15 protein-coding genes are annotated in these 16,512 nt (G+C 45.2%); 9 read left to right on the forward strand and 6 right to left on the reverse strand.

Annotated features, from left to right (window positions below; all coding sequences use genetic code 11):
• The 9 genes from NI470_RS11540 to NI470_RS11580 all read left to right on the forward strand — a co-directional run.
• A partial coding sequence (locus NI470_RS11540) for an aldehyde dehydrogenase family protein (RefSeq protein ID WP_253148481.1) occupies nt 1-221 on the forward strand: 221 nt, incomplete at its 5' end.
• A 398-nt stretch (nt 222-619) separates the two neighbouring features.
• Nucleotides 620-1,735, forward strand: a complete 1,116-nt coding sequence (gene ribBA / locus NI470_RS11545) for a bifunctional 3,4-dihydroxy-2-butanone-4-phosphate synthase/GTP cyclohydrolase II (protein ID WP_004280927.1) — start codon at nt 620-622, stop codon at nt 1,733-1,735.
• Between the two features lie 18 nt (nt 1,736-1,753).
• Complete coding sequence (ribH, locus tag NI470_RS11550; RefSeq protein WP_004280926.1) at nt 1,754-2,224, forward strand: 6,7-dimethyl-8-ribityllumazine synthase; 471 nt, start codon at nt 1,754-1,756, stop codon at nt 2,222-2,224.
• Between the two features lie 4 nt (nt 2,225-2,228).
• On the forward strand, nt 2,229-2,678 hold the full coding sequence (gene nusB, locus NI470_RS11555) for a transcription antitermination factor NusB (RefSeq protein WP_004280924.1): 450 nt from the start codon (nt 2,229-2,231) through the stop codon (nt 2,676-2,678).
• A 17-nt stretch (nt 2,679-2,695) separates the two neighbouring features.
• Nucleotides 2,696-3,613: a thiamine-phosphate kinase gene (thiL, locus tag NI470_RS11560; protein ID WP_253148480.1), complete on the forward strand. Its 918-nt coding sequence runs from the start codon at nt 2,696-2,698 to the stop codon at nt 3,611-3,613.
• The gene (locus NI470_RS11565; protein ID WP_085064581.1) at nt 3,591-4,112 is read left to right on the forward strand and encodes a phosphatidylglycerophosphatase A family protein; all 522 of its coding nucleotides are present in this window, start codon (nt 3,591-3,593) and stop codon (nt 4,110-4,112) included. Before thiL ends, NI470_RS11565 begins: the two co-directional genes overlap by 23 nt.
• Before the next feature lie 20 nt (nt 4,113-4,132).
• Entirely contained in the window at nt 4,133-5,497 is a 1,365-nt protein-coding gene (gene glmU, locus NI470_RS11570) for a bifunctional UDP-N-acetylglucosamine diphosphorylase/glucosamine-1-phosphate N-acetyltransferase GlmU (protein ID WP_224217142.1), read from the forward strand.
• 11 nt (nt 5,498-5,508) lie between these two features.
• Nucleotides 5,509-7,347 carry a glutamine--fructose-6-phosphate transaminase (isomerizing) gene (gene glmS, locus NI470_RS11575; RefSeq protein WP_253148479.1) on the forward strand — a complete coding sequence of 613 codons (1,839 nt, stop codon included), beginning with the start codon at nt 5,509-5,511 and terminating at the stop codon, nt 7,345-7,347.
• A gap of 59 nt (nt 7,348-7,406) precedes the next feature.
• Nucleotides 7,407-8,783: a phosphohexomutase domain-containing protein gene (locus NI470_RS11580; protein ID WP_253148478.1), complete on the forward strand. Its 1,377-nt coding sequence runs from the start codon at nt 7,407-7,409 to the stop codon at nt 8,781-8,783.
• Nucleotides 8,784-8,866: 83 nt separating this feature from the next.
• On the opposite strand, the gene NI470_RS11585 is transcribed toward NI470_RS11580, so the two are convergent.
• Genes NI470_RS11585 through NI470_RS11610 form a run of 6 tightly spaced genes read right to left on the reverse strand, consistent with a single transcriptional unit; the run spans nt 8,867 to nt 16,470 of the window.
• The gene (locus NI470_RS11585; protein WP_253148477.1) at nt 8,867-9,745 is read right to left on the reverse strand and encodes a beta-1,6-N-acetylglucosaminyltransferase; all 879 of its coding nucleotides are present in this window, start codon (nt 9,743-9,745) and stop codon (nt 8,867-8,869) included.
• 2 nt (nt 9,746-9,747) lie between these two features.
• The gene (galE, locus tag NI470_RS11590) at nt 9,748-10,767 is read right to left on the reverse strand and encodes a UDP-glucose 4-epimerase GalE (RefSeq protein ID WP_253148476.1); all 1,020 of its coding nucleotides are present in this window, start codon (nt 10,765-10,767) and stop codon (nt 9,748-9,750) included.
• A 1-nt stretch (nt 10,768) separates the two neighbouring features.
• Nucleotides 10,769-12,427, reverse strand: coding sequence for a glucose-6-phosphate isomerase (pgi, locus tag NI470_RS11595; protein ID WP_253148475.1), 1,659 nt, complete (start codon nt 12,425-12,427; stop codon nt 10,769-10,771).
• Nucleotides 12,427-13,683 carry a nucleotide sugar dehydrogenase gene (locus NI470_RS11600; protein ID WP_253148474.1) on the reverse strand — a complete coding sequence of 419 codons (1,257 nt, stop codon included), beginning with the start codon at nt 13,681-13,683 and terminating at the stop codon, nt 12,427-12,429. The genes pgi and NI470_RS11600 overlap by 1 nt, the downstream gene beginning before the upstream one ends.
• Nucleotides 13,684-13,707: 24 nt before the next feature.
• On the reverse strand, nt 13,708-14,583 hold the full coding sequence (galU, locus tag NI470_RS11605; protein ID WP_253148473.1) for a UTP--glucose-1-phosphate uridylyltransferase GalU: 876 nt from the start codon (nt 14,581-14,583) through the stop codon (nt 13,708-13,710).
• 12 nt (nt 14,584-14,595) lie between these two features.
• Complete coding sequence (locus NI470_RS11610) at nt 14,596-16,470, reverse strand: polysaccharide biosynthesis protein (RefSeq protein WP_253148472.1); 1,875 nt, start codon at nt 16,468-16,470, stop codon at nt 14,596-14,598.
• Between the last annotated feature and the right edge of the window lie 42 nt (nt 16,471-16,512).

The raw sequence follows: 16,512 nt of genomic DNA on the forward strand, positions 1-16,512 counted from the left end.
TCTGGTCACGCTCAGCGCATACCTCTTACCGTGCAGGCCGTGCTATTCAGGCAGGTCGGGTCTGGACTAACTGTTATCACATCTACCCTGCCCATGCGGCTTTCGGTGGTTATAAAAAATCAGGCATTGGACGTGAGAATCACAGAATGATGCTGGATCATTATCAGCAAACCAAAAATCTTTTGGTGAGCTATTCGACCAAGCCTGCTGGTTTCTTCTAAACAACCTGATGATTAAAAGCGGACTTCGGTTCGCTTTTAACCTGATATTTTTTAAAATTTTAATACTAGGTAAAATTTTCCAGCATTGTTCGTCCAAAATTCCATTGAATGACTGACAATAAATTAAAATACTTTCTGAAAACGCCTTAATGTCTGGGCTTATGTTGATTTCACCTAAGTTTCTCATTTTTTATGCTTTTTAATTGCTCAAAAAACCTGCATAAAGCCCAAGCTTTCATTTAAAGTCGGCTTTTCATGTTTATCAAGACTGTGTATAACAATGAACCACTAGAGGGAAAGCAATAAGCATAGGCAAAATTGCGCAAAAAGCGTTAGACTATGTACCCAATAATGTCATGATTCGGTCTGATCAAGATCAAAAAAGAAGGTGAAGGTTGATGCCGCTCAATACTGTTGAAGAGCTTGTAGCAGATATCCGTGCAGGAAAAATGGTCATCCTGATGGATGATGAAGACCGTGAAAATGAAGGCGATTTGGTGATTGCTGCCACGCACGTACGTCCTGAAGACATCAACTTCATGATCACCCATGCACGTGGTCTGGTCTGCCTGACTTTGAGTAAAGAGCGTTGCCAGCAGTTGAATCTGCCGTTAATGGTAGATGCCAACGGCGCCCAGCATGGGACCAATTTCACCCTGTCGATTGAAGCGGCTGAAGGTATTTCTACCGGCATTTCTCCGGCTGAACGTGCGCACACAATTCAAACTGCTGTAGCTGCTCATGCCAAACCGGCAGATATTGTACAGCCAGGACATATCTTCCCGCTGATGGCGCAACCAGGTGGTGTATTGCACCGTGCCGGACATACTGAGGCAGGTTGTGATCTTTCCCGTTTGGCAGGACTGGAACCGGCTTCTGTGATTTGTGAAATCATCAATGAAGATGGCACGATGGCGCGCCGTCCGGATCTGGAAGTGTTTGCTGAAAAGCATGGCCTGAAAATCGGGACGATCGCCGATCTGATTCATTACCGCATGACCAATGAACAGACGGTTGAGCGTATCGATCAGCAAAGTATTGAGACTGAATACGGCAGCTTTGACCTGTACCGCTATCGTGAACTGGGCAATCCGGATATCCATCTGGCCTTGGTCAAAGGTGAGCCTAAAGAGGGCGTGACCACGGTGCGTGTACATGGTTTTAACCCGACCCGCGACTTGCTCAAACTGAAGAAACAGGATGGCGAGCCGGCCTGGAACCTGGATCGTGCCCTGAAAGAAATTTCCAATAGTGATCGTGGTGTTTTGGTCTGGATTGGCCAACGTCATTTACAGGATTTGGGCCCTGCATTAGATACCCTTAAAGCACCAAAAAATGTAAAATCAAATTCTGCACTTTCTCAGCAGTATCAAACCATTGGTGTGGGTGCACAAATTTTGCGTGATCTAGGCGTTGAAAAAATGAAGCTGCTGAGCTCTCCATTACGTTTCAATGCACTATCAGGCTTTAACTTAGAAGTGGTGGAATACATCACCGCACAACAAACATCTTAAGAAATCATCGAGGTTGTTATGGCAGTTCGCCGTATTGAAGGTATGTTACATCTCGCGAACGAAGACCGTTATGCGATTTTAGTTGGTCGTTTTAACAGCTTTGTGGTTGAACATCTGTTAGAAGGTGCCATTGATACATTGAAACGTCATGGTGTATCAGAGGATAATATCACTGTTGTTCATGCACCTGGTGCCTGGGAACTTCCTGTAGTTGCGAAAAAACTGGCAGCTTCAGATCGTTTCGATGCCATCATCGCGCTTGGCGCCGTGATTCGTGGTAGCACGCCTCACTTCGATTTCGTTGCAGGCGAATGTGCCAAAGGTTTAGGCGTGGTTGGCCTGGACACTGGCTTACCTGTCATTAACGGTGTACTCACTACGGACAGTATTGAACAAGCGATTGAACGCTCTGGAACAAAAGCAGGCAATAAAGGTAGCGAAGCTGCCCTGACTGCGATTGAAATGGTTAACTTGTTAAAGGCTATTTAACGCTATGTCGCAAACACTTCAAGCAACTTATGCAGCAAAACGTAAAGCACGTCGCTTTGCTGTACAAGGAATTTATGAATGGCAAATGAGCCACAATCCGGTGCATGAGATTGAAGCACGTACGCGTGTGGAAAATGCCATGCACAAAGTGGATCTGAGCTATTATCATGAATTGTTGACTCAAGTGGTTGCCAATCATGAAGCATTGGATGCGCTCTTAATCCCGGTACTCGATCGCGAACTTTCTGCACTTGACGGTGTTGAACTTGCGACCCTTCGTCTTGGTGCATATGAACTTAAAGAACATCTTGAGATTCCATATCGCGTCGTTCTAGATGAAGCGATCGAGTTGGCTAAACATTTTGGCGGTGCCGATAGCCATAAATACATCAATGGTGTATTGGATCGTTTAGCGACAACTTTGCGTGCAGCAGAAAAACAGCAATCTAACTAATAGCGTAGATTTGTTGTATGGCTGAATTTTCGATTATCGACACCTATTTCAATCGCAAGAATGCCAATTCTGTCGATCTAGGCGTCGGTGACGATTCAGCCTTGCTCACCCCCCCTCCTCAGCAACAACTGGTCATCTGTGCCGACACCCTGGTTGCTGGACGCCATTTTCCAATAGACACCGATCCGCATGCGATTGGCTGGAAATCTGTGGCGGTTAATTTATCTGATATTGCCGCGATGGGCGCAACCCCGTACAGTATTTTACTCGCATTGAGCCTACCCCAAATTGATCATGACTGGCTAAAAGCTTTTAGTCAGGGTCTGTACGATTGCTGCGATCAATTTGGCGTAAGTTTAATCGGTGGTGATACCACTCAAAGTCCTCATTTAACCCTGTCTGTTACAGCATTGGGCTGGGTGGATATTGGTCAAGCCATTCCACGCTCAGGTGCAAAACCGGGTGATCTGATCTGTGTCAGTGGAACTGTCGGTGATGCAGCTTTTGCACTACAGCATCTTGGTCATCCACTGCAAAAACGTCTGGACTATCCAACGCCACGCTGTCAGCTCGGTGCTGCCTTAAAAGGTTTGGTACATAGTATGATTGACGTCTCGGATGGCTTGGCACAAGATCTTGGACATATTCTCAAAGCCTCTCAAGTAGGTGCAAAGCTGCAACTCGAAAACTTACCGATCAGTCCTGCCCTGCATGCTTTAAACGATGAGCAAAAATGGCAATATGCCCTCGCTGGTGGCGATGATTACGAATTATGCTTTACAATAAGCCCGCAAAATTACGAAAAATTATTGCAAAAACAACTTGATGTTTCGATTAGTATGATCGGCACAATTCAGCAGCAACACGGCTTAACTTTTGAAAAAGATGGCGTAGATCATTCACTTCAATTTAATGGGTATCAACATTTTGCATAAACCTGCGATTAATTTTAAAGCCATGTCATGGATCGACCGACTGATTGTCTTTAGTGGGGTTGGTTTTGGTTCTGGTCTGGCACCTAAAGCACCCGGTACCTTTGGTTCGGCCTTTGCACTTTTATTTATTCCTATTTGGCTGCATCTTGGTTTTCTAAACAGTGTTTTTGCCATTGCCATCATGTCCCTGGTTGGCATATATATCTGCGGGCATACTGCTAGAGTCATGGGTGTACATGATGATGGCCGCATCGTCTGGGATGAATTTGCCGGACAATCCATCACATTTTTGCCCCTGATCTATTTAGGCCAGATGAACTGGTTATGGTTGCTCATCGGTTTTGCGCTATTCAGATTATTTGATATCTGGAAACCTTGGCCGATCCGTGTGATTGACCGACAGGTCGACGGTGGCTTCGGCATCATGCTGGATGACATTATTGCCGGCCTTTGGGCTGCTCTTTGTATTTTGCTTTATTTTTACTTCATCGTGGCATAAGCCATATTTAGGATTAGAACATGTCAACGACTGTTATTATTCTTGCTGCAGGTAAAGGAACGCGCATGCGCTCTAGCTTACCGAAAGTATTACAACCCCTTGCAGGACGTCCTTTACTGGGTCATGTCATTGAAACGGCAAAAAAATTAAACGCAGATAATATTATTACGATTTATGGTCACGGCGGTGATCGGGTTCAGACAGCATTTGCACAAGAGGATATTAAATGGGTCGAACAGGCTGAACAGCTGGGTACCGGTCATGCCGTACAAATGACCTTGCCTGTCCTGCCACAAGACGGCGTCTCGCTGATTCTTTCCGGCGATGTGCCGTGCATTAATCCTGTAACCTTACAAAAATTACTCGATGCCACTGCAGCAACCGGTATTGGTCTGGTGACGCTTACCCTGCCAGATGCCAATGGTTATGGTCGTATTGTGCGTGAACAGGGTCAGATCCAGGCCATTATTGAGCACAAGGATGCTTCCGAAGAGCAACGTCAGATTAAAGAAATTAATACCGGTATTTATGCGGTCAGCAATGCCAAACTGCATCAATGGCTGCCAAGTTTAAGTAATGACAATTCTCAAGGTGAATATTACCTGACGGATATCGTCGCGATGGCTTTGGCAGATGGTATGCAAGTTGCATCGGTAGAACCTGAGCAGGCTTTTGAAGTTGAAGGGGTAAATGACCGGGTGCAGCTGGCTGCTTTAGAACGTCAGTTCCAGGTTTATCAAGCAAAACAGCTGATGCAGCAAGGCGTACATCTGATTGATCCAAGCCGCTTTGACTTGCGTGGCAATTTGACTGTCGGTCAGGATGTCCGCATTGATATCAACGTGATTATCGAAGGTGATTGCGAGCTGGGCGACAACGTTGAAATTGGCGCTGGCTGTATTATCAAGAATACCAAGATTGCAGCTGGCACCAAGGTTCAGCCATATAGCATTTTAGATAGCGCCATCGTTGGTGAAGATACTCAAATTGGACCTTTTGCACGACTCCGTCCGGGTGCACAACTGGCCAATGAAGTGCATATCGGTAACTTTGTTGAAGTTAAAAATACCACGATTGGTTTAGGCTCTAAAGCCAACCACTTTACCTACCTGGGTGATGCTGAAATCGGTGCCGGTTCTAATATCGGTGCAGGAACCATTACCTGTAATTATGATGGTGCGAACAAGTTTAAAACGATTATTGGTGATCAGGCCTTTATTGGCTCGAACAGTTCATTGGTGGCACCTGTAAAAATTGGCAATGGCGCCACAGTGGGTGCAGGCTCAACGATTACCCGTGATGTGGAAGACAACAGTTTGGCAGTAGAGCGCTCTAAGCAATTTGCCAAAGAAAACTATCCACGTCCGCAAAAAATCAAGAAATAAGGGGAACAAATATGTGTGGTATCGTTGGTGGCATTGCAGAACGTAGCATTACCAATATTTTGATTGAAGGCTTAAAACGCCTGGAATACCGTGGTTATGATTCAGCAGGTTTGGCACTCATTAACAACAGCCAAGTCCTACGTGAACGCCGTGTCGGTAAGGTTGCAAACCTTGAACAGGCTGTGAATGAATCCCAGATTAGCGGTTCACTCGGCATTGCGCATACACGCTGGGCCACCCATGGCAAACCGACTGAAGAAAATGCCCATCCGCATATTTCTGAAAATGTAGCAGTGGTCCATAACGGGATTATCGAAAACTATCAGGAACTCAAAGATGATCTTGAAGCTTTGGGCTATGTGTTTACCTCACAGACCGATACTGAAGTGGTAGCACACCTGATCAATGATGCGCTGAAATCTACCCCGAGCCTGTTAGAAGCCGTACGCCAAGTGGTTCCACAACTGAAAGGTGCCTATGCACTGGGCATCGTACATACGGATCACCCGGATGAATTGATTACTGTGCGTGAAGGTTCACCACTGGTGATTGGTGTCGGTATTGGTGAGAACTTTATTAGTTCCGATCAGTTGGCATTACTTCCAATTACCAACCGTTTTATTTATCTTGAAGAAGGTGATATTGCCCGTTTGACCCGCACCACCATTGAAGTCTTTGTCGATGGTCAACTGGTCGATCGTCCGGTCAAGGAACTGGATGCTGCGGTCAGCAATGCCTCTAAAGGTGAATACAAGCACTACATGCTCAAAGAAATTTATGAGCAGCCTGAAGCGATCAAACAGACCATTTCCCAAGCCTTAAATAGCAATGAGCTGCGCGAAGACTTCCTGACTAATGCAGAACAGGACTTCTCCACAATCCAGCAAATCCAGATTATTGCCTGTGGCACCAGCTATCATGCCGGCATGATTGCCAAATACTGGTTTGAACAACTGATTGATCTACCTTGCCAGGTCGAGATTGCCAGCGAGTTCCGTTATCGCACTCCGGTGATTGTGAATAACACGCTGTATGTGTGTATTTCCCAGTCTGGTGAAACTGCCGACACTTTAGCTGCCTTACGTGATACGCAAAAACGTGCGGCCGCCAAAGGACTGGACATCACCACGATGACCATCTGCAACGTGGCCACCTCATCAATGGTACGCGAAACTCAGCATAGTCTGTTGACACTGGCAGGCCCAGAAATTGGTGTGGCATCTACCAAAGCCTTTACCACCCAGCTTGCTGCTTTAATGCTGTTGGTATTGAAAATTGGTTCGGTCAAAAATAGCATTTCTACAGAACAGATGACGAAGATCAGCACGGAACTCTGGCATTTGCCTAAAGTGATGCTGGACACTTTACGTCATGATGATGAAATTTTAGGTCTGTCTGAGCTGTTTGTTGAAAAGCAGCATTGCCTGTTCCTGGGCCGTGGCACGCACTTCCCGATCGCACTGGAAGGTGCACTCAAGCTGAAAGAAATTTCCTATATTCATGCTGAAGGCTATGCTGCAGGTGAGTTGAAACATGGCCCATTGGCACTGGTCGACAATGACATGCCGGTGGTGATTCTGGCACCGCAAGATGACATGCTGGATAAACTGAAATCCAATATGGAAGAAGTTCAGGCACGTGGTGGCGAACTGTTTGTCTTTGCCGATGAAAACAGCGGCATTAAAGCCAAAGAGCGTCAGCATGTAGTACATATTCCGGCAATCAATGCAGTGCTGGCACCGATTGTATATAGCATCCCGGTGCAGTTACTGTCTTATCATGTGGCAGTGCTGCGTGGTACAGATGTCGATCAGCCACGTAATCTGGCAAAATCGGTTACGGTAGAATAATTAAAATTGAATCAGGGCTGGGGAACCGGCCTTTTTTCTTCTGAATGGAGAGCCTATAAATGACCAAACTGACTTGCTTCAAAGCCTATGACATTCGCGGCAAACTCGGCACCGAGCTCAATGAAGAGATTGCCTATAAAATTGGCCGTGCTTATGGACAGATTTATCAACCTAAAACGGTGGTCATTGGCTGTGACATCCGGCTCAGCAGTGAAGGTTTAAAACAGGCCACCATTCACGGTTTAAATGATGCGGGTGTCAATGTTCTGGATCTGGGCATGACCGGCACGGAAGAAGTCTATTTTGGCGCCTTCCATCTGGATGTGCAAGGTGGTATTGAAATCACGGCCAGCCATAATCCGATGGACTATAATGGCATGAAACTGGTACGTGAAAATGCCCGTCCAATCAGTGCCGATACTGGTCTTAAAGAGATTCAGGCTTTAGCAGAATCAGATGAATTTATTGACGTCAGCAATAAAGGCAATACTGAAAAATACAATATTCTGCCTGAATTTGTAAATCACCTGATGAGCTATATTGATCCGGTAAAAATCCGTCCGATGAAACTGGTCATGAATGCCGGGAATGGTGCAGCAGGCCATGTGGTCGATGCGATTGAACAAAAATTTCAACAACTCAATATTCCGGTTGAATTTATCAAGATTCATCATGAAGCTGACGGCAATTTTCCGAACGGGATTCCCAACCCGATTTTAACTGAAAACCGTGATAGCACCCGTGATGCGGTCATTCAGCATGGCGCAGATATGGGCATTGCCTGGGATGGTGACTTTGACCGCTGCTTCCTGTTCGATGAAAAAGGCCAGTTTATTGAAGGCTATTATATTGTCGGCCTTCTGGCGCAGGCATTTCTGCTGAAGCAGTCTGGTGAAAAAATTGTCCATGACCCGCGTCTGGTCTGGAATACGCTGGATGTCGTGGAGCAATATCAGGGAATTACCGTCCAATCAAAATCAGGTCATGCCTTCATTAAGGATGTCATGCGTGAACATAATGCGGCTTATGGCGGGGAAATGAGTGCTCATCATTATTTCCGTGATTTTGCTTACTGTGACAGCGGCATGATTCCATGGCTACTTGCTATCGCTGTACTGTCTGAAACAGGAAAATCCTTATCTTCTCTTGTGGAAGAAATGATCGCCAAGTTCCCATGTTCAGGTGAAATTAATTTTAAAGTAGCCGATACCCAGGCGACCATCCAAAAACTTTTCGATCATTATGCCGATCAGAAACCTGAAATTGATCAAACCGACGGCGTCAGCCTGAATTTTGGTAGCTGGCGTTTTAATGTGCGTGCATCCAATACTGAACCATTATTGCGTTTGAATATTGAAAGCCGCCGTGATCATCATCCACGCCCAATGCAGGACTATGTCGATGAGCTAACCCAACTGATCCAGGGCGAAGCTTAAATCCTCAAAAAAACCTGAAAACAGTGCCCTTTAAACCAGAGAAAAGACTCCAGTTTTTAGGGTACTTTTCCGGCCTGAAGCTTTTATGAAAAATGTTTTTCGAGTATATCCACTGTGATATTTGTATTCATTTTTCGCGCAAACAGCATGCCTGACTGCTTCATTTTATCAAAATCAGATACATCTAAAGTTCTTGGATAATCCGGTCCGGAATCCCAGTCAATATATCTTAGCCCTGTTTCACAATCCTCTATCCTATGCTGGACATGATAGATGCGTTGCTGAAAATGGGAATTATAAATAATGGTATGGAAAAAGATTTCATCTGCACAGAGTGAAGATTTAAAGGTTTTTGCATAATCCGGATTCGCTTCCAGATAATCCAGAATAAATGTCACCGCCTGATCGGTGAGGGTAATCCAGTTTGAACCTTTATATAGTTTAGGTAAATGAGAGATATCCTGTTTACGGAAGTGCCGGCAATACCATAATGCCCATCTGTTTAGGAACTGAAATAATGGTGATTTAGCTTTCTGATACATAATCGGTAAATACAGGACATTAACCCGTTGTTTCACATCATCTGCTAAATCATCATGACCCACAAACTCGGTCTGTTTTTGATATTCTTTTTCTAGAAATAATTCTCTTGCTGTATTGGAACATAAAGGAATGTCATCTCCAGACAGGAAGAAAAAATAGCCGTAATCATATTTTTGTGCTTCCTGCAGAAGTTTTAACATGACTTTAATTTGGCTATAACTGCCCCGTCGTACATCTGTCCGGTCTGCTAAAAAATATACCTGATCAAGCTGTCCGAATTGAGTATGAAATGGGGCAAGGTCGGCTTTCTGATCAACATGAATAAGAATAATACTATGAGGACTTTTCAGCAGCTCATTCACCAGAAAAACCAGTGAATGGGTAAGTTGATGACAAATAACCCCATAAATAAAATTCATATCTATGATCCATATCCTTTGGGATTCTGCTTCTGCCATTTCCAACTGTCGGCGAGCATATCCTCCAAGCCATATTTAGCTGCCCAACCAAGTTCCTGTACAGCACGTCTATTGTCTGCAAAACAGATCGCTACATCGCCTTCACGACGTGGTACAAACTCAAATGGAACAGCAACCCCATTCACCTGCTCAAAGGTATTTTTGACTTGCAGGACTGAAATTCCATTGCCAGTACCAATATTCCAGGCTCTACAGCCTTGCGAAGCTAGACGGTTATTCAAGGCACACAGATGTGCATTGGCTAGGTCCACCACATGAATATAGTCCCGTACTCCGGTACCATCGACCGTATCGTAATCATGACCAAAAATAGACAGTTTTTCACGACGACCTACAGCCACCTGAGTTACATAAGGCATTAAATTATTTGGGATACCTTGTGGATCTTCCCCAATTTGACCACTTTTATGTGCACCGACCGGATTAAAATACCGTAATAATGCAATGGACCAGCGTTCATCAGCTATGCATAACTTTTCGAGCAGTTGCTCAACTATCAGTTTGGTATAACCATAGTTATTGGTCGGCATTCCGGTAGGCATGTCTTCGTTTAAGGGTGAAGGATTTTTTTCCCCATATACCGTAGCCGAAGAGCTGAAAACCAACTTAAACACCTGTGCGCGCTGCATCGCCTGCACCAGACTGATGGAACCGGCAATATTGTTGTCAAAATAGTCCAAAGGAATCTGCTGACTCTCGCCAACGGCTTTCAGTCCGGCAAAATGAATCACTGCATCAATCGAATTTTGCTGAAAGACCTGATCGAGTAACTGGCTATTCCGAATATCACCTTCCACAAAGGTCAGACTTTTCTGGGTTAGCTTTTCTACACGGTTTAAGGATTCAGCTGAGCTATTACACAGATTATCCAGTACAACGACCTCATGTCCGGCATTCAGCAATTCCACACAGGTATGTGAACCAATATAGCCTGCCCCGCCTGTGACCAGAATTTTCGCCATTTTACTTTCCTAATAGAACTTTAATTAAACCTTGGGTTGAGCCATCTAGACCATCCAGATCGGTCTGTTCACCATTCAGGATAGGCAATAACTGGTTGGCAATTTCCTTGCCTTTTTCTACGCCCCACTGATCAAACGGATTGATATTCCACAGCACAGATTGGACAAATACCTTATGTTCATAGAGTGCAATAAGCATGCCCAAACTGTATGGATTGAGCTCCTGCAATAACAGGGTACTGCTTGGCTGATTGCCTTCATACTGCTTATAGGCCGGCAAGCTCGCCAATTCAGCCTGATCCAGCGCTTCATTGCCAAAAGCCAGTAAGCGCGACTGCGCCAGACAGTTAGATAAGGCCAAATGATGTTGTTCTACCAATGCTTCGGCACTGTCTACATAGGTATATTGCTGGCTATTATACCGCTCTACCGGCGCAATAAAATCACAGCTGACTGACTGCGTACCCTGATGCAATAACTGATAGAAGGCATGCTGGGCATTCGGTCCTACTTCTCCCCAGATGATCGGGCAGGTATCGAACTGGACTTTTTCGCCATTACGCTGGATCGACTTACCATTTGATTCCATTTCCAGCTGTTGCAGATAGGAGGCAAAATATTTCAGCCGGCCATCATAAGGCAGAATTGCATGGGTCTGGATATCCAGAAAATTGGTATTCCAGGCTCCCAACAATCCCATCAATACCGGAATATTACGCTCAAAAGGCTGGTACTGAAAATGCTGGTCCACTGCATAGGCACCCGCCAGCAGCTGCTTGAAGCCTTCAATGCCGATACTCAAGGCAATTGGCAGTCCGATACAGGACCAGAGTGAATAACGCCCACCGACCCAGTCCCAGAGCAGCAACTGGTTTTCCGGTGCAATTCCCCATGCGGTCATTTTTTCCGGCTTGGTTGATACTCCAATAAAATGATGCTTGAGAATATAAGGATGTTGACCTAAGGCCTTTTCCAGCCACAAGCGTACCGTCTGAGCATTGGTCAGGGTATCAATGGTGCCGAAGGATTTGGAGGAAATAATAAACAGTGTCGTTTCCGGACGCAGCTGATGCAACAGCTCAGACAACTGACTGCCATCCATAGTCGAAACAAAATGTACGTTGAGTGGCTGGGCAGACTGGTATTTAAAATCAGATAAAGCATGTGTGACCATCAAGGGACCGAGGTCTGATCCGCCCACCCCGATATTGACCACATCCTGAATGACTTCCCCGGTGGCACCGCGACGCTGTCCGGCATGAATTTGTTCCACCAGCGCATACATACGCTCCAGCTGGGCATGCACATCAGCTGCCAGATCAGCATGCTGTTGATCCTGTTTCGGCAGGCGCAATGCCCAGTGCATGGCAGCACGCTGCTCGGTATAGTTGATTTCCTGATTGGAAAATAGCGAGCCAATCCAGGATCTGAGGTTCTGTGCATCGGCCCATTCGATCAGCCCCTGCATCACATTCTTATTGATTCGGTGTTTGCTATAGTCAAACAGCAGTTGTTCAAACTGGATAGAATATCGATTAAAACGCTGCGGGTCAGCAGCAAACAGCTCCCGCAAATGCTCAGACTGAAGCTGTTCTTTGTTCGAGGCGAGTTTCTGACACACAGTTTCAGTGTCGAGATTTGGATTAAAATGGCTCAACATTAACGTCCCACCCCAATATAATTAAAACCACGTGTCTTGACATACGTCGGATCATACAGATTACGCCCATCCAGAATCAGGGGATGCTGCATTAGTTTGATTAGATACGGATAATCCGGACTGCCGTACTGTTTCCATGCCGTAATCAGACACAAGGCATGCGCCCCTTCCACAGCCTGATACTGGTCTTTACACAGGATCAGGTCTTCCCGTGGCCCATAAACCTTTTCAATATTTGTGATTGCCTGAGGATCATGCAGCTTGACCGTCACGCCTTGTGCCCACAAAGCGGTCAGCATGGCATGTACCGGAGACTGCTGGATACTTGGGGTATTTTCCTTAAAGGCTGCACCCCAGATCGCAATAACTTTACCCTTTAAGTCTCCACGGAAATAGTTCCAGAGTTTACGAAACAGTAATTCTTTTTGCTGTTCGTTAATGTCCCAGACCTGTTCCAGCAACTGGTTTTTTACCCCTGAATCTGCCACGGCGTGAGTAAGCGTCCGGATATCATGGGAGAAATTCTCTCCACCAAAACCAACGCCGGGGAACAGATAGGCAGAACCAATCCGGTTATCCGCAGCCATGCCTTGCCGTACCTGTTCAATATCAATGCCAAGCTTTTCTGCCACACTGGCCAGATCATTCATATAACTGATCCGGGTGGCCAGCATGCCGGAAATACTCAACTTGGTAAATTCGGCATCCAGAACCGGCATAAATAGATACTGCTGCGCGCGTGGAAATAATGGACGTAAGAGTTCTTTGATTTTAGGCTGGATATCTGCATGATCACAGCCCACAATCAGCTGGGTGGCCTGAGTAAAGCTACGCAGTGCATTCCCTTCCTGAATAATATCTGGCAGATAAATCCAGTCATCATTCGGCAGCAACTGCTGAAAGCGTTGCGTGCCATGCAAGCCAAAGGTCGAGGCATTAATCATCAGTTTGGGATGGGCAAAACAGGCATGCCGGATGGTATCCACCATCTGAAACGCCTGTTGCTCTTCAGTCGCATTAAAACTAAAGAAAAAAACATCCTGATTAAAATCCAGATGCTGAAAATCGCAACAGTTTAAAAAGCCAGACTTTTCCTGTTTTTGCAGTAATAGCTGGAGGGATTCATCCTGAAAATAGGGCCGAGCTGACTCATCTGCACCAAAGCTATTACACCAGACCACCTGATGACCACATTCAGATAAAAGAGCTGAAATGACTCCGGAAAATAAGGTTTTTCCCAATACTGCGACTTTCATGATATTCCTTTTTATTATTTTTTCTTACAAAGCCAGTTCCTGAATCAATGCTTTAAACTCGGTACCGAGTTTAGGATGATCTATACCATAATGTAAAACAGCTTTTAGATAACCTAACTTGCTGCCACAGTCAAAGGTCTGGCCTTTCATGCGATAGGCTTCTACAGCTTCTGTCTGCTGCAGCATGGCAATCGCATCGGTCAGCTGGATTTCATTGCCTGCCCCTCGTGGTGTCTGTTCCAAAAGCTGCATGATTTTGGCTGGTAGAATATAACGTCCGACCACAGACAGATTTGAAGGTGCCGTTCCGACCACCGGTTTCTCAACGATCCCTTGCATCACAATACTTTTCCCTTCGGCTGGCACTGCTGCAACATCCACAATGCCATATTGGTCCACCAGATGTTCAGGCACTGCTTCCACCATGATTTGTGACGCTTGAGATTGTACATAGCGCTGAATCATGCGTGACAGGTCATTTTCCGGATCCTGATCCTTGACCAGTACATCCGGCAACAGCACTGCAAAATCATCATCGCCAATCACGGCTTTGGCACACAGTACCGCATGGCCCAAACCTAAAGGCTGAGGCTGACGTACACTAATCACACTCACGCCTGCAGGCAGAATCTCAGTAATTTCTTTCAGCAAGTCGGTTTTGTTTTTTTGCTCAAGGGTGGTTTCAAGCTCAAAGTTACGGTCAAAATAGTTTTCAATCGAAGCCTTGGAAGAATGGGTCACCAGAATAATCTGCTCAATTCCGGCAGCCACGGCTTCACGTACCACATATTCAATTGCAGGACGATCGACCACAGTCACCATTTCTTTGGGAATTGATTTACTGGCCGGCAAAAAACGCGTACCCAAACCTGCCACAGGAAGAATTGCTTTCTTGATCATATTTATAAAAACCTAGTTCACTTGAATTTCATTACCACGGACATAACCATCGACATAGTATTCCAGCTGGGTCAATGCCCATTCAATATCGGGCTGCGTCGCTGAAAGCTCATGGATCTGGTTAAAGACCTCCAGAATTTCTGCCAATGGATAATGCTTTTCTACCGATCTTAGAATACGGGTATGTGCAGTAATTTCTGTATTTTCTTCGTCAATCAGCAGTTCTTCATAGAGTTTTTCGCCTGGACGTAGCCCAGTATATTGAATTTCAATATCGCCATTCGGGTTTTTATCATCTCTGACTTTGAGTCCGCTGAGAGAAATCATTTGTCGTGCCAGATCCTGAATCCGTACCGGCTCGCCCATGTCCAGCAAAAATACATCTCCACCAGTACCCAAAGCACCGGCCTGAATCACCAGCTGCGAGGCTTCCGGAATGGTCATAAAGAAACGGGTCACTTCTGGATCGGTCACGGTAATCGGACCACCCTTGGCTATTTGCTGTTTAAACAACGGCACGACCGAGCCCGAAGAACCAAGGACATTACCAAAGCGCACAATACTGATCTGGGTCCGATCCTGAGCTTCCGCCATAGCCTGACAATACAGTTCTGCCATACGTTTGGTCGCCCCCATCACATTGGTCGGACGTACCGCTTTATCGGTTGAGATCAGAACAAAAGTTTCAACGCCTTTTTTCACTGCGGCATTGACACTGAATGCTGTTCCCACCGCATTATTTTTCAGGCCAGCCAGCGGATTACATTCTACCAGTGGTACATGCTTATATGCGGCAGCATGATAAACAGTTTGCACACCATATTGTTCAATTACCCGTTCTAACTTACGTTCGTCGAGAACTGAACCTAAAATTGGAATAATTTCACAGTTTGCTGTAAGACGTAATTCTTTATCGATACGATATAAAGCAAATTCTGTCAGTTCATAAATGATAATTTTGACAGGCTGATTTCTAATAATTTGGCGACATAGTTCTGAACCAATCGAGCCACCCGCGCCTGTGACCATGACTACTTTATTTTTAATATTTTTAGCCAAAAGCGTTGGAACTGGTGGTACAGGATCACGCCCCAGTAAATCAATAATATCCACTTCCTGAATATCAGAAATTCGAATTTCACCATTGACCAGTTTAGTTAAACCTGGAATTTCGGTAATTTTAAGGTGGGCTGGTTCTAAAAACTTAACAATCTCACTTTTACGGATTCTTCCCACTGACGGTAAAGCAATTAAGATTTCATCAATACGTAGTTTAACCAAACATTTTAAAGCTCTATGTGGCGAATATACTTGAACACCGCCAATATTCTGGCCTCTTAAAGATGGGTTATCATCAATAAATATAATCGGCAAATGCTCATGGGAGCGATTTAAAGTCGCTGCAACCTGTTGGCCTGCATAACCAGCCCCATAAATAGCAATCCGTTTTTTCGGCACATTAGCCTGTAAGTAGGATCTCACCACAAAGCGAATAACGCCACGACTGAACCAAACCCAGGCAAACATCATAAAGCCAAACATTAATGGAATTGAGGTCGGAACAAACGCATGTGTACTATAAGCCAACAAGTACAAACCAATCACGCTTAATATGGTTGCCAGACCTAATTTCACCATGAAAAATTCATTGAAAGTTCGCACAATAAAACGGTAAACACCACAAATAAACAGCATAAAGACTGCTATTGCACTCACCCAAACCGAGCCAAAAGCAATGTTCGGCACAACCTCTGCACCAAGATCAAACTGGCGGAGGGCATAACACAACCAGATCAGGACCGGGAATATACAGAAATCTAGAATAACTAGAAATGCGAGTTTTGCTGAACGTGGAGATTCAACCAGAGGAATTACAAGAGATTTCATATATTTTTCAGCACGTCATATCTTAATTTAAAGAAGTTGTTA

This window comes from Acinetobacter lwoffii, from assembly GCF_024129115.1.
GTDB lineage: Bacteria > Pseudomonadota > Gammaproteobacteria > Pseudomonadales > Moraxellaceae > Acinetobacter > Acinetobacter lwoffii_T.